General features: G+C 56.3%; 12 protein-coding genes and 3 tRNA genes. 9 read left to right on the top strand and 6 right to left on the bottom strand.

What is annotated here, in order from left to right:
- Positions 1 to 44: 44 nt before the first annotated feature.
- From recC to recD, 4 genes are all read left to right on the top strand, one after another.
- Entirely contained in the window at positions 45 to 3422 is a 3378-nt protein-coding gene (recC, locus tag HZZ01_RS15335; RefSeq protein ID WP_179898464.1) for an exodeoxyribonuclease V subunit gamma, read from the top strand.
- A 108-nt stretch (positions 3423 to 3530) separates the two neighbouring features.
- Positions 3531 to 6422, top strand: a complete 2892-nt coding sequence (gene ptrA / locus HZZ01_RS15330) for a pitrilysin (RefSeq protein ID WP_179898463.1) — start codon at positions 3531 to 3533, stop codon at positions 6420 to 6422.
- Entirely contained in the window at positions 6419 to 9958 is a 3540-nt protein-coding gene (gene recB, locus HZZ01_RS15325) for an exodeoxyribonuclease V subunit beta (RefSeq protein WP_179898462.1), read from the top strand. The genes ptrA and recB overlap by 4 nt, the downstream gene beginning before the upstream one ends.
- Positions 9955 to 11796 carry an exodeoxyribonuclease V subunit alpha gene (recD, locus tag HZZ01_RS15320; RefSeq protein WP_179898461.1) on the top strand — a complete coding sequence of 614 codons (1842 nt, stop codon included), beginning with the start codon at positions 9955 to 9957 and terminating at the stop codon, positions 11794 to 11796. Before recB ends, recD begins: the two co-directional genes overlap by 4 nt.
- Positions 11797 to 11846: 50 nt before the next feature.
- Here recD and argA read toward each other — a convergent pair whose 3' ends face one another.
- Entirely contained in the window at positions 11847 to 13175 is a 1329-nt protein-coding gene (gene argA / locus HZZ01_RS15315) for an amino-acid N-acetyltransferase (RefSeq protein ID WP_003853937.1), read from the bottom strand.
- 232 nt (positions 13176 to 13407) lie between these two features.
- Here argA and amiC point away from each other — a divergent pair, with 232 nt between their 5' ends.
- A complete protein-coding gene (amiC, locus tag HZZ01_RS15310; protein ID WP_179898460.1) occupies positions 13408 to 14652 on the top strand; it encodes an N-acetylmuramoyl-L-alanine amidase AmiC in 1245 nt (414 codons plus the stop codon).
- Between the two features lie 111 nt (positions 14653 to 14763).
- Here the strand turns inward: amiC and HZZ01_RS15305 are convergent.
- The 3 genes from HZZ01_RS15305 to HZZ01_RS15295 form a co-directional block, all read right to left on the bottom strand.
- Positions 14764 to 14840: transfer RNA gene (locus HZZ01_RS15305), tRNA-Met, on the bottom strand.
- A gap of 54 nt (positions 14841 to 14894) precedes the next feature.
- Positions 14895 to 14971, bottom strand: a tRNA-Met gene (locus HZZ01_RS15300).
- Positions 14972 to 15036: 65 nt separating this feature from the next.
- Positions 15037 to 15113: transfer RNA gene (locus HZZ01_RS15295), tRNA-Met, on the bottom strand.
- Between the two features lie 203 nt (positions 15114 to 15316).
- On the opposite strand from HZZ01_RS15295, the gene mltA reads away from it, so the two are divergent.
- Both mltA and tcdA read left to right on the top strand, forming a co-directional pair.
- Positions 15317 to 16465, top strand: coding sequence for a murein transglycosylase A (gene mltA / locus HZZ01_RS15290; protein ID WP_179898459.1), 1149 nt, complete (start codon positions 15317 to 15319; stop codon positions 16463 to 16465).
- Positions 16466 to 16513: 48 nt separating this feature from the next.
- Positions 16514 to 17326: a tRNA cyclic N6-threonylcarbamoyladenosine(37) synthase TcdA gene (gene tcdA / locus HZZ01_RS15285; protein ID WP_179898458.1), complete on the top strand. Its 813-nt coding sequence runs from the start codon at positions 16514 to 16516 to the stop codon at positions 17324 to 17326.
- Here tcdA and csdE read toward each other — a convergent pair.
- A complete protein-coding gene (gene csdE, locus HZZ01_RS15280) occupies positions 17305 to 17760 on the bottom strand; it encodes a cysteine desulfurase sulfur acceptor subunit CsdE (RefSeq protein ID WP_179898457.1) in 456 nt (151 codons plus the stop codon). The genes tcdA and csdE overlap by 22 nt on opposite strands.
- A gap of 2 nt (positions 17761 to 17762) precedes the next feature.
- A complete protein-coding gene (gene csdA, locus HZZ01_RS15275; RefSeq protein ID WP_179898456.1) occupies positions 17763 to 18971 on the bottom strand; it encodes a cysteine desulfurase CsdA in 1209 nt (402 codons plus the stop codon).
- 209 nt (positions 18972 to 19180) lie between these two features.
- Here csdA and HZZ01_RS15270 point away from each other — a divergent pair, with 209 nt between their 5' ends.
- Both HZZ01_RS15270 and HZZ01_RS15265 read left to right on the top strand, forming a co-directional pair.
- A complete protein-coding gene (locus tag HZZ01_RS15270; protein WP_090965769.1) occupies positions 19181 to 19405 on the top strand; it encodes a YgdI/YgdR family lipoprotein in 225 nt (74 codons plus the stop codon).
- A gap of 333 nt (positions 19406 to 19738) precedes the next feature.
- Positions 19739 to 20656, top strand: coding sequence for a transcriptional regulator GcvA (locus HZZ01_RS15265; RefSeq protein ID WP_136198173.1), 918 nt, complete (start codon positions 19739 to 19741; stop codon positions 20654 to 20656).
- Positions 20657 to 20659 lie beyond the last annotated feature (3 nt).

Below are 20659 nucleotides of genomic sequence, written 5' to 3'. Positions count from 1 at the left end.
GCCGCATTACCGCAGTCATGTTCTGAATTATCACAGGAGTTTTCATGTTTCACGTTTATCACTCAAATCAGCTTGATGTGCTGAAGATTCTGGCGGCTGCGGTGATTAAACATGATCCTCTTGATGATCCTTTCGCTTCAGAAATGGTGCTGGTGCAGAGCCCGGGTATGGCGCAGTGGCTGCAAATGGAGCTGGCGCAAACCTTTGGGATTGCAGCCAATATCGAATTCCCGCTGCCCGCCAGTTTTATCTGGGAGATGTTCGTCCGCGTACTGCCCGATATCCCGGTAGAAAGTGCCTTCAGTAAGGCCAGCATGGGCTGGAAGCTGATGCACCGGCTGCCGGTAATGCTGGAGCATGAAGAATTCACCTCTTTGCGTCACTATCTCCATGACGACGGCGACAAGCGAAAACTGTTTCAGCTCAGCTCCCGCGTGGCCGATCTGTTCGACCAGTATCTGGTCTATCGTGCCGACTGGCTCAACAGCTGGGAGCGCGGCGAAACCATTGAGGGGCTCGGCGATGCTCAGCGCTGGCAGGCCGCACTCTGGCGCGATCTGGTGAGTTATACCCAGGCGCTGCGCCAGCCTGAATGGCACCGTGCCAATCTCTATTCACGCTTTATCCAGACGCTGGAGCAGGCGAAAAGCACGCCAGAAAACCTGCCTAAGCGGGTCTTCATTTGTGGCATCTCTGCGCTGCCGCCGGTCTATCTGCAGGCGTTACAGGCGCTGGGACGCCACATTGATATCCATCTGCTGTTCACCAATCCCTGCCGCGATTACTGGGGCGACATTCAGGACTATGCGTTTCTGGCGAAACTGCAAAGCCGTCAGCGCCGACGTCATGGAGCAGATGATTCTTGCGGACTCTTCCGGAATGCAGAGCAGGCAGCGGCGCTGTTTAATGAGGCTGGCGAACAGCAGCTGACTAACCCTTTGCTCGCCTCATGGGGCAAGCTGGGCCGCGACAACCTGTTTCTGCTCAGTCAGATGGAGTCGAATGACGACATTGATGCGTTTGTGGATGTGGAGCCGGATAACCTGCTGCACTGCATGCAGCACGATCTTCTCAATCTGCAGGATAACGCCGTCATCGGACTGAATGCGGAAGAACTGGCGCACAGCGATCAGAAGCGCCGTCTGGATCCGGATGATCGCTCAATTGCGGTGCAGGTTTGTCACAGCGCCCAGCGTGAAGTCGAAGTGTTGCAGGATCATCTGCTGGCGATGATGGAGGCCGACCCAACGCTAAAAGCGCGTGACATCATCGTCATGGTGGCGGATATCGACGCCTACGCGCCTTTTATTCAGGCCGTGTTCGCCAACGCACCTGCTGATCGCTATCTGCCTTTTGCAATTTCAGATCGCCGTGCCAGTCAGGCTCATCCGGCCATCGTGGCGTTTCTTCATCTGCTGGCATTGCCGGACAGCCGTTTTGTCTCCGAGGATGTGCTGGCGCTGCTGGATGTTCCGGCGCTGGCTTCCCACTTCTCAATCGATGAAAGCGGCCTGCGTTTACTGCGGCGCTGGGTCAGCGAATCGGGTGTTCGCTGGGGGCTGGATGATGCCAGCGTAGAAGCCCTTTCACTTCCGATTACCGGCCAGCATACCTGGCGCTTTGGCCTGCAGCGCATGCTGCTGGGCTATGCGATGGAGAGCCACAACGGTGACTGGGAAGGGATTCTGCCTTATGACGAGTCGGGTGGTCTGGTGGGGGAGCTGGCGGGTCATCTGGCAGAACTGCTCTCACGGCTTAATCACTGGCGACAACGGCTGGCTGAACACCGGCCACTGTCGGCCTGGCTGCCCCTGTGCCGGGAACTGCTGAACGCTTTTTTCAGCCCCGACACAGAAACCGAGGCCGCCTTGCTGCTGGTGGAGGAGCAGTGGCAGCAATTGATTGAATATGGGCTGGATGCGCGGTTTGAAGAGGCGATTCCGGTGGCGTTGTTGCGCGATGATCTGCGCAGCCGGCTTGATCAGCAACGCATTAGCCAGCGATTCCTGGCGGGGCAGATTAACTTCTGTACCCTGATGCCGATGCGCTCCATTCCTTTTCAGCTGGTCTGTCTGCTGGGCATGAACGACGGCGTCTATCCACGCACCTTAGCACCGTTAGGTTTTGATCTGATGCAGCAGCAGTCCCGCAAAGGCGACCGCAGTCGCCGTGATGATGACCGCTATCTGTTCCTGGAAGCGATGATCTCGGCACAGCAGCAGCTTTATATCAGCTATATTGGCCGGGCGATTCAGGACAATACGGAACGCTACCCTTCGGTGCTGGTTACAGAACTGCTGGATTACATTGGACAGAGTTTTTATCTGGACGGTGATAGTCATCTTGAGCTGGATGAGAGTGCCGAACGGGTGCGGATGCATCTGCAGCACCTGCACAGCCGGATGCCGTTTGCTGCAGAGAACTTCCAGCCAGCGGCCAGACTGCAGAGTTTCGCGCGTGAGTGGCTGCCTGCTGCGCAGGGCGCGGGGCAGCGCCAACCTGATTTTGTTCAGCCTCTTGAAACGCCACGCATAGATGCACTGACGCTGGAGGCATTTCTGCGCTTCTGGCGACATCCGGTGCGTGCCTGGTTCCATCAGCGTCTCGGCGTGAGTTTCTGGCTGGAGGAGAACGAACTGCCCGACAGTGAGCCGTTTGCCCTCGACAACCTGGAGCGTTATCAGATCAACGCCCAGTTGCTGAATGCCCTGGTCGAAGGCGAGGATACTCAGCGGCTTTATGCGCACCATCGTGCGGCCGGGAATCTGCCTTACGGCGCATTCGGTGAGCTGTTCTGGCAGGCGCAGCGCGATGAGATGCAGGAAGTGGCGGAAGAAGTGGTGACGCAACGCAGCGAAGGCGAGAGCTGGGAAGTGAATCTGCAACTGGAGCAGGTCAGCTTAACCGGCTGGCTGACGCAGGTGCAGAGTGATGGATTACTTCGCTGGCGGCCTGGCGTGCTCAACATGAACGACGGATTATTACTCTGGCTGGAGCACCTTGTTTACTGCGCGCTGGGCGGAACCGGCAGCAGCCGGATGTTTGGCCGGCTGCAGAGCCGCTGGTCTTTCCTTGCCGTGCCGCAGACAGAAGCGATTGCTGCACTGAATGAGTATGTTGCGGGATATCTCGCCGGTATGCGTCAGCCGCTGATGCTGCTTTCCAAAAGCGGCGGCGCCTGGCTCACTGCCTGTTACGACAAAAAAAGTCAGCAGTTACTGACCGATGAAGCGACGCAGCTCAAAGCGCGTAATCGCCTGCTAAACGCCTGGCAGGGTAACTATCAGGTTGAGGGCGAGGGCGGAGATCCCTATCTGCAACGGCTTTGCCGGGTACTGGACGAGCCGCAACTACAGCAGATAACTGAGGCGGCACAGCGCTGGTATTTACCGGTCCTGGCTGCACATCAGGATGATGAATAGCAGGTCAGCAGGCGTTTATGCTTACTGACTCATTACACAAAAATTTTGCTCTGCTTTGAGCCGCCGCGTCCGACATTGGCGGTTTATCGGGAAACGAGAGGGGTTTACATGCGGGTATACGCACGCTGGATAGCGGCGCTACTGTTTAGCCTGGTGGCTTGCACAGCACAGGCGCAGACATCTTCAGGCTGGCAGCCAGTTAACGACACCATTCGCAAAAGTGAACAGGATCCTCGTCACTATCAGGCTATCCGGCTTGATAACGGGATGACGGTGTTACTGGTTTCCGATCCCGTGGCTCCGAAATCGCTGGCGGCGCTGACGCTGCCGATAGGATCGCTGGATGATCCCGATCAGCAGGCGGGGCTGGCGCACTACCTTGAGCATATGGTGCTGATGGGCTCAAAGCACTATCCGCAGCCCGATAACCTGGCTGAATTTCTGAAAAAGCATGGCGGCAGCCACAACGCCAGCACCGCCTCTTACCGCACTGCTTTTTACCTGGAAGTGGAAAATGATTCGCTGGAGCCGGCGGTCGATCGCCTGGCGGATGCGGTCGCTGAGCCACTGCTGGATCCGGTTAACGCTGACCGTGAACGCCATGCCGTGAATGCCGAGCTGACCATGGCGCGCTCGCGTGATGGCCTGCGTATGGCCCAGGTTGGCGCGGAAACCCTGAACCCGGCACATCCGGCGTCACGTTTCTCGGGCGGCAACCTTGAGACCCTGAAAGATAAGCCAGGCAGCAAACTGCACCAGGCGCTGCTGGATTTTTACCACACCCATTACTCTGCCAACCTTATGAAGGCGGTGATCTACAGCAACAAACCCCTGCCGGAGATGGCCTCGATTGCGGCTAAAACCTTTGGTCGGGTGCAAAACCATGACGCCAGCGTACCGGAGATTGCGGTGCCAGTGGTGACCGATGCGCAGCAGGGCATCATCATTCATTACGTTCCGGCCCAACCCCGCAAGCAGCTCAAAATTGAATTCCGTATTGCTAACAACAGCGATTGCTTCCGCAGTAAAACCGACACGCTGATCAGTTACTTAATCAGTAACCGCAGTAAAAACACGCTGACCGACTGGCTGCAAAAACAGGGGCTGGCGGACGGGGTGAACGCGGGCGCAGACCCCATGACCGAACGTAATAGCGGCGTGTTTGCGATTACCGCTTCACTCACGGATAAAGGTCTGGCACAGCGTGACGAAGTGGTGGCGGCGATATTCAGCTACATCAATCTGCTGCGTCAGCAGGCCGATGATAAGCGCTATTTCGACGAAGTCTCACACGTGCTGGCGCTGGACTTCCGCTATCCTTCCATCACCCGCGATATGGATTACATCGAATGGCTGGTCGACACCATGCTTCGCGTGCCGGTCGAACACACGCTGGATGCGCCTTATCTGGCAGATCAGTACGATGCCGCCGCGATAAAAGCCCGGCTGGACGAGATGACCCCTGAACATGCGCGCATCTGGTACATCAGCCCGCAGGAGCCGCACAACAAAACCGCCTATTTTGTGGATGCGCCTTATCAGGTTGAGAAGATATCGCCACAAACTGTTGCCGACTGGCAGCAGCGCGCCAGCCAGATTACGCTGGCGATGCCTGTGCTGAATCCGTATATCCCGGATGACTTCACCCTGTTGCCGTCAGGCGGTAAAACGTATCAGCATCCGGTGAAGCTGGATAATAACGACGGTATGCGCATTTACTGGATGCCCAGCCGTTATTACGCCAGCGAGCCTAAAGCCGCGATTACGCTGGCGTTACGCAATAAAAATGCCATTAGCGACGCCCGTCAGCAGGTGCTTTTTGGCCTTAATGACTATCTCTCCAGCCTGGCACTGGACGAGCTTAATTCGCAGGCTTCGGTGGGCGGCATCAGCTTCTCAACTGGCGAAGATGAAGGACTGGTGTTCAGCGCCAGTGGTTTCACTCAGCGGCTGCCCGTGCTGCTGAAGAAACTGGTGGAAGGTTATGCCACCTTCCAGCCAACAGAACAGCAACTGGAGCAGGCCAAATCCTGGTATCTCGAGCGGCTGGACGCGGCGGAAAAAGGCAAGGCGTTTGAACAGGCGATTCAGCCGATGCAGCTGCTGTCGCAGCTGCCTTATACCCAGCGCGAAACCCGCCGCAAGCTGGTAAGCACCGTCACGCTCAGGGATGTGACGAGCTATCGCGATACGCTGTTCCGTGACGCCACGCCGGAGATGCTGGTGGTGGGTAACCTCAGTGCTGACAGCGTGAAGCAACTGGGGCATGAGCTTAAGCAGCAGATGCAGAGTAATGCGACCCGCGACTGGCGAAGCCAGTATATAGCCATTAAAAAACCGCTGAAAGCCAACCTGCAGCAGCAGGGCAGCAGCACCGACTCCGCCCTTGCCGCGCTCTATGTTCCCCTGGGATACAATGAATATCAGAGTATGGCGCACAGCGCCATGCTGAGCCAGATTGTGCAGCCCTGGTTCTACAATCAGCTGCGGACCAAAGAGCAGCTCGGCTATGCGGTCTTTGCTTTCCAGATGCCAGTGGGTCGCCAGTGGGGTATCGGCTTCCTGCTGCAAAGTAACAGCAAACAACCGGGCTGGCTGTTGCAGCGCTATCAGGCCTTCTATCCGCAGGCGGAAAAACGGCTGCGCAGTATGAGTCAGGCTGACTTTGCTCAGTATCAGCAGGCGATGATCAATGATTTGCAGCAGCGTCCTCAGACGCTTTTTGAGGAAGCGGATCGCTTCAGTCGCGATTTTGATCGGCAGAACGATCAATTTGATACCCGGCAAAAAATGACAGAGCAGGTTCAGCGGTTAACCCCGGCCAGCCTGGCTGACTTTTTCCGGCAGGCCGTGATGGAACACAAGGGCATGGTGATGACCTCGCAGATTGCCGGCAATGGCAATGGCAAAATTGAATTTGCCCGCCAGCCTGGCTGGAAAACCTGGAATGAAGTGGCGCAATTGCAGCAGTCGCTGCCGGTAAAAAGTGAGACCCAATGACGCAGTTACCTCCCGTATCGCTGAATCCTTTAACCCTGCCGCTCAGAGGCGAGCGGCTGATTGAGGCGTCAGCGGGCACCGGAAAAACCTTTACCATTGGTCTGCTCTATCTGCGCCTGCTGCTGGGACTGGGCGGAGAAAACGCGTATAGCCGACCGCTGTCGGTAGAAGAAGTTTTAGTGGTGACCTTCACCGAGGCCGCCACCGCTGAGCTGCGCGGCCGCATCCGCGAGAATATCCATCAGCTGCGCCTGGCCTGTATCCGCGGTAAAAGCAGCAATCCGATGCACCAGCTACTGCTGGAGCAGATGCCGGATCTGAATCAGGCCGCCGCGCAGTTGCTGGCGGCTGAGCGCCAGATGGATGAAGCCGCCATCTTCACCATTCACGGCTTTTGTCAGCGGATGCTGAATCTCAATGCCTTTGAATCGGGCATGCTGTTCGAACAGGAACTGATTGAAGATGAGCAGGCGCTGCTGAAGCAGTCGACCGCCGATTTCTGGCGTCGCCAGTGCTATCCACTGACGCTTGATGTGGCGCGAATTATCGCCGCAGAGTGGAGCGGCCCGGACAGCCTGCTGACGACGCTGCGTCCCTGGCTTCAGGGTGAGTCGCCGGGCCTGAAACGTCCGCCCGCCGCCGGTGAGACGCTGGAATCACGCCATGCCCGCAATCTGGCCCGTATTGATGCCATCAAGCAGCAGTGGCAGGCGCTTAGCGCCGATGTTGAGGGGATGATCAGCGCATCCGGCGTGGATAAACGCAGTTATAGCAGTAAACACCTGCCCAACTGGGTCGCCCGCGTTACGCAGTGGGCCAGCAGCGAAACGCTGGATTATCAGCTGCCTAAAGAACTGGAACGGTTTGGTCAGCAGGTGCTGGATGAGAAAACCAAAAAAGGTGAAGCGCCACGTCATTCATTGTTTGAGGCGATCGATCAGTTCCTGGCAGAACCGCTGTCGCTGCGGGATGTGATCATTGCGCAGGCGCTGACCGATGTGCGTGCCACGGTTCAGCGTGAGAAACGGTTACGTGCGCTGTTAGGCTTCGACGATCTGCTCAGTAAGCTGGATGAGGCATTGCAGCAGCCGGGCGGCGTTTTGCTGGCAGAAACCATCCGGGCACGCTTCCCGGTGGCCATGATTGATGAATTCCAGGATACCGATCCGCAGCAGTATCGTATCTTTCGTTCGCTCTATATTAATCAGCCGGAACAGGCGCTGTTTCTGATTGGCGATCCCAAGCAGGCCATCTATGCGTTTCGCGGTGCGGATATCTTTACCTATCTGCGTGCCAGAAACGAAGTCAGTGCTCACTACACACTGGATACCAACTGGCGTTCTTCACCCGAGATGGTAGAGAGCGTTAACCGCCTCTTTTCTCAGCTCGATTCGCCTTTCCTGTTCTCAGCGATTCCCTTTCAGCCGGTTATGCCCGCTGCGCCCAATCAGACGTTAAAGCTGATTTTTGACGAGCAGCAACAACCGGCATTACGGTTCTGGCTGCAGCCTGGTGAGGGCGTCGGTAACAGCGATTATCAGCAGTTTATGGCCCAGCAGTGTGCCGCCGATATCAGCCGCTGGCTGGTAGCAGGACAGCAGGGACGCGCCTGCCTGGGCAAAGGCGAGACGCTGAAGCCGGTGCGGGCTTCCGATATCACCGTGCTGGTGCGCAGTCGCAATGAAGCTGGCTTGATCCGCGATGCGCTGAATGCGCTGTCGATTCCTTCGGTCTATCTCTCCAGCCGGGACAGTGTCTATACCACGCCGGAAGCGCGCGAACTGCTCTGGTTACTGCAGGCGATTCAGGCTCCTGAGCAGGAGCGGCTGCTGCGCAGCGCACTGGCGACCTCTGTTTTCGCCATTGATGCGGCGACACTCGACGCGCTGACACAGAATGAACGCGAGTGGGATGCGCTGGTTGAGCAGTTTGCCGTCTGGCAGCAGCTGTGGCACCAGCGCGGTGTATTACCGATGCTGCGTGATGTCATGATTAAGCGGCAGCTGGCGGAAAATATGCTGGCCTCGGAGAATGGGGAACGTCGCCTGACTGACCTGATGCACCTGGGTGAACTCCTCCAGGAAGCTTCAGTACAGCTGGAAAGTCCGCATGCCCTGGTGCGCTTCCTGGCGCAGCAGATTGCCCGACCGAACAGCCAGGCTTCCAGCCAGCAGCTGCGTCTGGAAAGCGACCGTCATCTGGTGCAGATCATCACCATCCACAAATCAAAAGGGCTGCAATATCCGCTGGTCTGGCTGCCTTTTGCCGCCGGGTTCCGCGAGGCAGGCAGCGCGCTCTATCACGATCGCGACAATTTCACGGCACTGCTCGATGTACAGGGCGATGCACAGAGTCTGGCGCTGGCCGAAGAGGAGCGTCTGGCAGAGGATCTGCGTCTGCTCTACGTGGCGCTGACCCGTTCGGTTTATCATTGCAGCGTCGGCATTGCACCGCTGATCAAGGGCACCCGCAAGAAAGAGGGTGAAAGCGATCTGCACAAGAGCGCGCTGGGCTACCTGGTGCAGCAGGGCCAGGCGGCCGATGCGCAGCAGCTCAGCCAGCGGCTCAACGCATTAACCGGTGAAGGTATTGCACTGGTCGAAGCGGGGCTGATGCCGGGTGAAAGATGGCAGGATGCTGAGCAGGGGGATGAGGCGTTAAGCAGTCGCGACGTGACCCGCGCGCTGGCGGATGTGTGGCGGGTAACCAGTTACTCCGGCCTGCAACAGCATCACAGCTCGCCGCTGCTGGATGCGCTTCCGAATTTCGATATTGATGCGGCGGGTGAAGAAGAGCGTGGTGAAGAGGCGGCATTGACGCCGCACCACTTTCCACGCGGCGCGGCACCTGGTACCTTCCTGCACGGCCTGTTTGAGTCAATCGACTTTACCGAGCCACCGGATCGCATCTGGCTGGAAGATCAGCTGCAGCATAATGGCTATCCGCTGAGCTGGTTGCCGGTCGTAGAACAGTGGATTGATCGGGTTTTACACACGCCGCTTAACGCGGAGGGGCTGACGCTCTCGGCGATCAAGAGCAGCGAGCGACTGATCGAAATGGAGTTCTATCTGCCGATCAACAATTTGCTGACGGCGGCCGATCTTGACGATCTGCTGCGCCGGCACGACAGACTCTCTCAGCAGGCCGCTGCCCTGGATTTCCGTCAGGTGCGCGGCATGCTGAAAGGATTTATCGATCTGGTCTTCCGCTGGCAGGGAAAATATTATTTGCTCGATTACAAATCCAACTGGCTGGGTGACAGTCACGCCGCTTACACGCCAGAGGCGATGGCACAGGCGATGATTGGTCATCGCTACGATTTGCAGTATCAGCTCTATACGCTGGCGCTGCATCGCTATCTGCAGCATCGCCTGCCGGACTACCACTATCAGCAACATTTTGGTGGGGTGTTTTATCTGTTTTTACGCGGGATGGATGGCAGCTCACCGGACAACGGCATTTTTGCCACCCGGCCTGACGAAGCCTTTGTGGAAGAGATCGATGCACTGTTTGGTGAAACCGGGGAGATGTTATGAGTGACATGCTGGATCTGTTGCTGCAGGCGGTAGAGAAGCGTCTCCTGCGGCCACTGGATATTCAGTTTGCCCAACTGGTGGCGCCGGAATTACAGCCTGCGCTGTTGCTCGCGGCCGCCTGCGTCAGCGCTGAGGCCGGTGAAGGGCACGTCTGTTTACCGCTGAGCAATCTCAGTGAAGCGAACCTGTTTGCCGGGCGTCAGCCTGCGCTGGCGCAGGCCATCTGGCAGGCGGCTGGCGCGCCGGATGACTGGCCATCACACCTTGCAGACTGGCCGGCGGTCAGTGACGGCGGCCGGGTGACGCCACTGGTGCTGAGTAATCAGCGTTTATATCTGCATCGGCTCTGGCAAAGCGAAGGCCGGGTCGCTGACTTCTTTGCTGCGCAGGAAGTGAAAACCGCGTTTGATATCAGCGCCGCAGGCGAAGTCCTTAATAGCCTGTTTGGCGACCAGCCGGAAAACTGGCAGAAAATCGCTGCGGCCGTGGCGCTGACCCGCAAGACGGCAGTCATTTCCGGCGGGCCGGGCACCGGCAAAACCACCACTGTAGCGAAACTGCTCGCAGCCCTGATTCGCCTGAACCCCGGCACATTACGCATTCAGCTGGCGGCACCGACCGGCAAAGCCGCCGCGCGGCTGACTGAGTCACTGGGCAGGGCACTGCAGGACCTGGCGGTCAGCGACGAAGAACGGCGGCGTTTTCCTGCCGAAGCCACTACGCTTCATCGCCTGCTGGGCGCGCAGCCCGATACCCAGCGGTTGCGCTACCATGCCGGTAATCCATTGCATCTTGATGTGCTGGTGGTAGATGAAGCGTCGATGGTCGATCTCTCAATGATGGCAAAACTGATCGCAGCGCTGCCTGCCCATGCGCGCGTGGTGTTTCTGGGCGATCGCGATCAGCTGGCCTCCGTTGAAGCCGGAGCGGTGCTGGGTGATATCTGTCGCTGTACGGAAAGCGGCTACAGCCTGGCGCGGGCAGAGCAGCTCGCTCTGCTGACTGGCTGCACCCTGCAGGGCAGTGATGATGCGCAGGCACCGGCCGTGCGTGACAGCATCTGTCTGCTGCAGAAAAGTTATCGTTTTGACGCCTCATCCGGCATCGGCCAGCTGGCAAAAGCGATCAATCAGGGTGATGCTGAGCAGGTCAGAGCGGTGTTTGCAGCGGCGCATCAGGATATCAGCTATCAGCCGCTGAACAGCGCGGAAGCGTATCAGGCGATGCTGGATGAGATCGCTCAGGGCTATCAGCCTTTCCTGCAACTCATCAGACAGCAGGCATCGCCTGCTGAGGTGATAGCCGCTTTTGGCCGTTATCAGCTACTGTGTGCACTCCGTGATGGGCCATTTGGCGTCCAGGGGCTGAACCAGCGTATTGAGCAGCGACTGATGCAGCTGCAGCGCATCCGGCGTCCCGGTATGGGCAGTCGCTGGTATGAAGGCCGTCCGGTGATGATTACCCGAAATGACAGCGCACTCGGCCTGTTTAACGGCGATATCGGTATTATGCTGCGGGATGAAGAGAGCAACCTGAAGGTCTTTTTTCCGCTGCCGGACGGGTCGATTAAAGCGATTCAGCCGAGCCGTTTGCCTTCACATGAAACTGCCTGGGTGATGACGGTGCACAAATCGCAGGGATCGGAATTTGAACACACCGCGCTGGTCATGCCGACACAGTTTCTGCCGGTGCTGACCCGTGAACTGGTCTATACCGCGATTACACGTGCCCGCAAACAACTGACCATTTATAGCGAACCGGGCGTGTTTCAGCGTGCCGTACAGTTGCAAACGCAGCGACGCAGCGGTCTGGTGGATAGACTGGGGGGAAACATTTAAGACGGAAAGGGACAGAGCAACGGGGTGGTGTCTGTCCCTTTATGATTGGATCAGGTAAGGTCGGCCATCAGCACTTTTGAGCGGCGCTGATAGTTATACATCTCTTTTTTACTCTCAGGCAGTGACTCGATATCTACCGGCGTAAAGCCGCGTTCCTGGAACCAATGGATGCTGCGGGTGGTTAACACAAACAGCTTTTCCAGCCCCATCTGCTTTGCCTGCAACGCTACACGCTGCAACAGCATCTCACCGCGTGAGGAGCTACGATAGTCAGGATGAACCGCCACACATGCCATCTCGCCAATCTTCTCGTCCATAAATGGATAGAGTGCAGCACAGGCGATAGTCAGATTGTCGCGCTGAATAATCGTGAACTTATCGATCTCCATTTCCAGCTGTTCGCGTGAGCGGCGCACCAGAATACCCTGCTGCTCCAGAGGACGAATCAGTTCGAGGATGCCGCCGATATCGTTGATATTGGCGCGACGGATCTGCTCTGCCGACTCCATAACGATCTGCGTACCGATACCGTCGCGAGAGAAGAGCTCCTGCAACAGCGCGCCATCTTCCTGATAACTGATTAAATGGCTACGGCGCACACCACTGCGGCAGGCTTTAACCGCGCCACGCAGAAAGCGAACCGTTCCGGAAAGATAGTCGCCTTCCTTTTCAATCTCGTCGATACGGGCCTGCGCGTCATTCGGGAACAGCTCGGAAATGATTTCACCTTCGCTGTTCAGCACGCCCTGTTCAGAGCAGAAGCCGATCATTTTTTCCGCTTTGAGCTTAATCGCCAGCTGGGTGGCTACTTCTTCCGACGTCAGATTAAAGCTTTCGCCGGTCACGGAGACTGCCACCGGCCCCATAAGAACAATGGCATCGTTATCCAGCTGGCGATGAATCGCCTCTTCATCAATACGACGGATGCGCCCGCTGTGACAGTAGTCCACGCCATCATCCACGCCCAGTGGCTGTGAAATAATGAAGTTACCGCTGACCACATTGATATGCGCGCCCTGCAGTGGGGTGTTGTTGAGACTCATTGAAAGGCGGGCAGTAATATCTAACTGCAACCGGCCCGCAGCCTGCTTCACTAATTCCAGCGACTGCGCGTCGGTCACCCGGGTAAATTTATGATAAACCGGCTCCAGCTGCTGCTGGGCAAGGCTGGCATCAATCTGCGGCCGTGCGCCATAAACCACGACCAGGCGGATGCCCAGGCTATGCAGCAGGCCGATATCATTAACGATGCCAGAGAAGTTCTCATGCTCAATTGCTTCGCCACCCAGCATGATGACAAAGGTTTTACCCCGGTGGGCATTTATATAGGGAACGGTATGGCGAAAACCCTGAACCAGTTCGGTACTACGTTCCTTCACGGCCAACCCTCAGTGAATGTTTATTCGTATTTTTTGTATTTTTATGCTTTTGCACCCAATTTTGCAAGTCTTAATCCTGACGAAAATTTACGTTTTTATGAGTGTCAAAGCCGCTAACAGCCTGCATTATTTAGGGTTTCCGGAGTGACATCATGCTGCGGATTGGATAAAGTTTTTGCCGCCATTTGATTAACTGGCGATTTTTTAGACATAACACAGCAGCTGGAGCGGCATGTCAGACGGTAATTCCCAATTTTCACGCAGACGATTTTTACAGGGGACGGGCGCCTTACTGCTGTTAAGCGTCAGCCGCAGAGGGCTGGCGGCGAAAAATCACATTGTGGCGGTGCGTATCTGGCCCTCATCCACCTACTCGCGGATGACGCTGGAGTCCAATGTCGCGCTGAAGTACAAGCAGTTTGCGCTGAGCAATCCCGAACGCCTGGTGATCGATATTCAGGGCCTGCATCTCAATTCGGCCCTGAAAGGGGTGGATAAGCAGGTACGGGTCGACGATCCCTTCATTAAAAATGCGCGGGTCGGCCAGTTCGACAGCAACACGGTGCGTGTCGTTCTTGAGCTGAAGCGCAACGTTGCCCCGAAGATCTTTAATCTCTCGCCGGTCGCCGGAATCAATCACCGGCTGGTGGTTGATCTCTATCCGAGCCAGAATCCGGTAGAAGAGGATCCGCTGCTGGCCTTGCTGAAAGATTATAATCAGGGCGATCTGGAGAAAGATGAAGGTGTGCAGGCACCGTTGCCGGGTAAAGCGGGGCGTGATCGTCCGATCATCATCATGATCGATCCTGGTCACGGCGGGGAAGATCCGGGCGCGCACGGCAAATATAAAACCCGCGAGAAAGATATTGTGCTGAAGATCGGACGGCGGCTAAAAGCGCTGATCGATAAACAGCCCAACATGAAAGCCTATATGACGCGCAATGAGGATGTCTTTATTCCACTGCGCGTCAGGGTCGCCAAAGCCCGTAAACAGCGCGCCGATCTCTTTGTGTCGATCCATGCGGATGCCTTTACCAGCCGCGCAGCTCGCGGCTCTTCGGTGTTTGCCTTATCGACCAGCGGCGCCACCTCCGCAGCAGCCCGTTTCCTGGCGCAGACGCAGAATGAATCTGACCTGATTGGCGGTGTCAGCAAAAGCGGTGACCGCTATCTTGATCACACCATGTTCGATATGGTGCAGCGCCAGACGATTCATGACAGCCTGAAGTTTGGAAAAGAGGTGCTGCATCGCATGGGGCGCATCAACCATCTGCACAAACGCACTGTGGATCAGGCCGGATTCGCCGTGCTGAAAGCCCCGGATATCCCGTCCATCCTGGTAGAGACCGCATTTATCAGTAATGTGGAGGAGGAGCGAAAGTTGCGAACCACCCGCTATCAGCATCAGGTTGCGGAGGCGATTCTGGAGGGCATTAAAGCGTATGTGAAAAGTGGGGCGGCACTGGCCCATCGGTAAAGACAGGCGGGTAGCCAGGCTATCCGCTCGCTTTTCGGAGCGAAGTGGGGGGCAAAGAAGTATCCGGGAACGGCAGAAACAAAAAAACACCCTTTCAGGTGTTTAAATGATTGGTTGCGGGGGCCGGATTTGAACCGACGACCTTCGGGTTATGAGCCCGACGAGCTACCAGGCTGCTCCACCCCGCGTCCGTATCATACTTTCTTCACATTGTGACTTCTGTAAAACAGCTGCAGAAGTATTGGTTGCGGGGGCCGGATTTGAACCGACGACCTTCGGGTTATGAGCCCGACGAGCTACCAGGCTGCTCCACCCCGCGTCCGTATTGCTTCTAGTACTTTTACTTCTCACATTGTGACTTCTGTAAAACGCCTGCAGAAGTATTGGTTGCGGGGGCCGGATTTGAACCGACGACCTTCGGGTTATGAGCCCGACGAGCTACCAGGCTGCTCCACCCCGCGTCCGTGGAAGCGCACTATACTCTCCGCGCTAATTCATGCAACCCCTTTTTGCAGATAAACGTCAAATTAACAGCCAGTTGCTGAAGGATTCAACCATCTGATTAATTATTGAACTGATATGTGCCCGGTCAAAGCGGATGCATTTCATTCTGTCGGGGGCTTTGCTATCGTCGCGGGGCGAACAGTTATAAAAAGAGAAGATAATGAAATCACATTGGGCGAAGTATGCACTCACTGGCGCGTTAATCACGCTGCTGGCGGCCTGTAGCTCTAAACCGACCGATCGCGGTCAGCAATATAAAGATGGAAAACTGGAACAGCCGCTGGCGCTGGTAAATCAGCCCAATGCCAAAGGCGCGCCGGTTAATGGCAAAGACTTTGGCGATCAGGTTCGACAGATTCAGTCCGCCTCATCTGCGCTTTATAGTCGTCAGAACGGGACCTACAGCGCGATTGAAAGCTGGCTGATGGCGGGAGCCGATACCCGACAGCTTCGTCAGTATGGCCTCAACGCCTGGCAGATGGAGGGCACGGATAACTACGGTAACGTGCAGTTCACCGGTTATTATACGCCGGTCGTGGAAGCGCGTTACACCCGTCAGGGCGAGTTCCAGTATCCGATCTACCGCATGCCACCGCGCAAACGCGGTGAAAAATTGCCGAGCCGTGCCTCTATCTATAGTGGCGGACTTGATGACCGCTACGTCATTGCCTACAGCAACTCGCTGATTGACAACTTTATGATGGATGTACAGGGCAGTGGTTATGTCGACTTTGGCGATGGCCGCCCGATGACCTTCTTTGGTTACGCCGGTAAAAATGGCTGGGGTTACCACAGTATTGGTAAAGAGTTGATCGATCGCGGCGAAGTGAAACGCGAAGATATGTCGATGCAGGCGATTCGCCAGTGGGCGCAGGAGCACTCACCACAGGAAGTGCGTGCGTTGCTGGAAACCAATCCGTCATTCGTCTTCTTTAAAGCTGAGCCGTTTACACCAGTGCGCGGTGCCAGCGCCGTTCCGCTGGTCGCGAAAGCTTCCGTTGCCTCTGACCGCTCAATAATTCCGGCGGGTACCGTACTGCTGGCGGAAGTGCCGCAGTTAAATGAAAAGGGCAAATTCAACGGCAAATATGAGATGCGCCTGATGGTGGCGCTCGACGTGGGTGGTGCGATTAAAGGGCAGCACTTTGATATCTATCAGGGTATCGGTCCGGACGCCGCACATCTGGCGGGCTTCTATAATCACTACGGACGCGTCTGGGTGATCAAAGCCGCACCGGGGGCCGGACAGTCGCTGTTCTCCAGCACGCAAAACGGTCATAATGGTTCACTGCTTCTCGGCGCTAACTAATTTCTTCTCTGCGGGCCTCTGGGCCCGCACGATGTAACAGGTTCAACTATGAAAGTGTTAAACGACGCCTGGCATCAGCGCTTTGGCGGCACGGCGCGTCTCTATGGCCAGGATGCGCTGCAACGTTTTGCTGACGCACACTTCTGCGTCATCGGTATTGGCGGCGTCGGATCCTGGGCGGCGGAAGCACTGGTGCGCACCGGGATTGGTAAAATCACCCTGATTGATATGGATGATGTCTGTATTACCAATACTAACCGACAGCTTCATGCGCTGCAGGGCAACGTCGGCAAAGCTAAAACGGACGTGATGGCAGATCGGCTGCGCGCGATCAATCCTGACTGCGAAGTGACTTGCATAGATGATTTTATTACGCCCGAGAACACTGCCGAACTGATGGCTGCCGGTTTCGACTACGTGATCGACGCTATCGACAGTGTGCGGCCTAAAGCGGCGCTGATCGCCTGGTGTCGCCGGAATAATATCCCGTTGATCACCACGGGCGGGGCAGGCGGGCAGATTGATCCTACTCAGATCCAGGTAACCGATCTGGCAAAAACCATTCAGGATCCGCTGGCGGCGAAACTGCGCGAACGACTGAAAAGCCTGGGCGTGGTGAAAAACAGCAAAGGCAAACTCGGCATCGACTGTGTTTATTCCACCGAAGCGCTGGTCTATCCGCAGGCAGATGGCAGCGTCTGTGCTTCACGCAGCACGGCCGAAGGACCGAAGAGAATGGATTGTGCATCCGGCTTTGGCGCGGCAACCATGGTCACCGCCACCTTCGGCTTTGTCGCCGTTTCGCATGCGCTGAAGAAGTTTCTGGCGCGCGCCGCACGTCAGGACGCTGTCAGTGCCTGACGCGCGGCATGCCCGACTGCGGTGGCCAGCGCCTGCAGGCCACTGCTGCGGGAGGCGCTGAGCTGGGTGCGCAGGCCCAGTTCATCAAACAGGGCTAAGGGATCGGTGGCCAGCAACTGTTGCGGTGTCTGCCCCTCCACGGCTGTCAGCAGCACGGCCAGCAGGCCTCGCACAATGCGTCCTTCACTGTCACCGTAAAAGTGCATTGAGCCATCCTCACATGACTGGCTGCCCAGCCACACCCGGTTTTCACACCCGCTGAGTTCAATTTCCGCTGTTTTCAGTTCCTCCGGCAAGGCAGGCAACTGACGGCTCAGCTGGATCAGCTGACGATAACGATCCTCCCACTGATGAAAGCGGCCAAAGCTCTCTTTCAGGCTGGCAACGGTAATCTGTTCGCCAAACGGGTGTGGCGCTAACAGCGATGAACACATAATCAAAACTCCGATAACAGCGAGATGGCGCCTTTCATGGCGCGCACCAGCGCATCAACATCCTGCAAACTATTATAGGGGGCAAAAGAAGCCCGCAACGTGCCGCTGACGCCCAGCGCCGCCAGCAACGGCTGCGCACAGTGCTGGCCAGCGCGCAGGGCGATTCCCTGCTCAGCCAGCAGCGTCACCAGATCGCTGGGATGCAGGTCAGCAAATTCAAAAGCCAGCAGGCTGGCGTTGCCCGAACGGAAGCTGCGGAAGCCCGGTAATTCAGCCAGCTGCTCTTCCGCCAGTGAAGCCAGCTGCTGACTCCAGCGCTCAGCTTCTGGCAGGTCGTACTGCGCCAGCCAGCTCAGTGCTGTACTCAGGCCTGCCACGCCCGCCACATTTGGCGTGCCGGCCTCAAAGCGCCAGGGTACCGGTTGCGGCGTGAAACCACTGAAATCGACATCCGTGATCATTTTACCGCCGCCCTGCCAGGGCGCCATCGCCTCCAGCAGTTCCGCTTTGCCATATAACACGCCAATGCCCATCGGGCCGTAAATCTTATGGCCGGAAAAAGCGTAAAAGTCGATATCCAGCGCCTGTACGTCAGGCGGGCAGTGCACCACGCCCTGCGCGCCATCGACCATCACTTTCGCACCCACAGCGTGCGCCAGCGGAATCGCCTGAGCGAGATCAGGACACCCGCCGGTGACATTCGACATCTGACCGACAGCCAGCAGTCGGGTACGGTTGTTGAGCAGGGCAGGTAGCTGGCTGATATCTGGCAGACGGTCCGACCCCAATGGCCATTTTACGACGCGGGCGCCGCACGCTTCGGCAGCCATTAGCCAGGGGACCAGGTTGGCGTGGTGTTCAGCCTCGCTAACCACGATCTCATCACCGGGCTGCAGGCGCGGGCGCAACCAGCTGTTCGCCACCAGGTTTATCGCCTCTGTAGTGCCGCGCGTCCAGACAATCTCACGATCGTCTGCGGCGTTAAGCCATCGGGCAACCTGATTGCGTGCCTGCTCATAGCGATGGGTTAAGGCCTGGGCGGCGGCAAACTGGCTGCGATGTACCGTCCCCGCACTGAGGCTGTAAAACTGCTGCGTACTATCTATAACGGCTTGCGGCTTTAGCGTGGTCGCGGCGCTGTCGAGATAAACGCCGGCGTCGGCGAGCGCGGGAAACTGCTGGCGGAATGCGGTGGGATTAAATGCGGTCATGCCTGGTCCATGATAAGAAAAATTAGGACCACACTGAAAGAATGGTCTGCGTCTGGCAAAGCTGGAAAAGCGCGTTATGCTGAATATTGCAAGGTTTGAACCAAACCCGCATAACTACGCGACGTTTACTAGTCGAACTCACTTATCGGCTGCCTCGGGTTAGCGTAACGCGGGTGGTTTGATGCAATCAATCTACAAGGAGATAGCAGATGAAAAAATTAACCGCAGTACTGGCCATGTGTACCCTGGCTTTCACCCTGACTGCCTGTTCAAGCAACTACGTGATGCATACCAATGATGGACGCACCATTGTCGCTGCCGGCAAGCCTAAAGTCGATAACGATACCGGTATGATCAGCTATAAAGATGCGAATGGCAACGAGCAGCAAATCAACCGCTCTGATGTGAAAGAAATGGTCGAGTCTGGTAAGTAATAAGCAAAAAAAAGCACCGCAATTAGCGGTGCTATTTAAAAATCACTATGGACAGACAGGGTAAATCTACAGGAATTAAGCGCTCGATCCGCAATCGTCGGACCAAAAATTGCAAACACAACATCACGACCACAAGCCAAAAGCTTTCAGAAAATCTGCGAACTCACTCACAATTCTAAAAACTTTTCGTTCCGGCTCAGGAAGTGCGGCAACTATAGGTATTTGCTGGAGGTTCCTCAACGGACAAATTATAATGCCTCGGATTAAAAATCCTAATACGTAAATGCTTTGTATGAGCCTGCGTACTTTTCGCCGATCCGGATACGGTAAAACATGTCGAAACGCCTTCCTCCTCTCAACGCACTGCGTGTTTTTGATGCAGCTGCGCGCCATTTAAGCTTTACCAAAGCCGCTGAAGAGCTGTTTGTCACCCAGGCTGCTGTAAGCCATCAGATTAAATCTCTGGAAGATTTTCTGGGGTTAAAGCTGTTTCGCCGGAGGAATCGTTCGCTGTTACTGACCGAAGAAGGACAAAGTTACTATCTCGATATTAAAGAGATTTTCTCGGCAATTAATGAAGCGACCCGCAAACTGCAGGCGCGTAGTGCCAAAGGTGCGCTGACGGTCAGTTTATTGCCGAGCTTTGCCATTCAGTGGCTGGTTCCCCGGCTCTCCAGCTTTAATATGGCTTATCCGGGAATCGACGTGCGTATCCAGGCAGTTGACCGCGACGAAGAGAAACTGGCCGATGATGTCGATGTGGCGATTTTTTACGGACGAGGAAACTGGCCCGGACTGCGGGTGGAAAAACTCTATGCCGAATATCTGCTGCCGGTCTGTTCACCGTCACTGATGACAGGCGAGAACCCGCTGAAAACACCCATGGATCTGTCGCGCTTTACTCTGCTGCATGATGCGTCCCGTCGTGAGTGGCAATCGTATATCCGTCAACTGGGCCTGCAGCACATTAATGTGCAGCAGGGGCCTATCTTCAGTCACAGCGCCATGGTTCTGCAGGCAGCGATTCATGGTCAGGGCGTGGCGCTGGCGAACAATGTGATGGCGCAGAGTGAAATAGAAGCCGGACGATTAATCTGTCCGTTTAATGACGTATTAGTCAGTAAAAACGCTTTTTATCTGGTTTGTCATGACAGTCAGGCAGAACTGGGTAAAATAGCCGCCTTCCGACAGTGGATCCTGGAAAAAGCTGCAACCGAACAAGAAAAATTCCGTTTCCGCTATCAACAGTAACGT

The organism is Pantoea sp. WMus005 (assembly GCF_013415305.1).
Taxonomy (GTDB): Bacteria; Pseudomonadota; Gammaproteobacteria; order Enterobacterales; family Enterobacteriaceae; genus Pantoea; species Pantoea rara.
The sequence above is the reverse complement of the archived record's forward strand: the minus strand, read 5'-3'. Positions and strand labels throughout refer to the sequence as shown.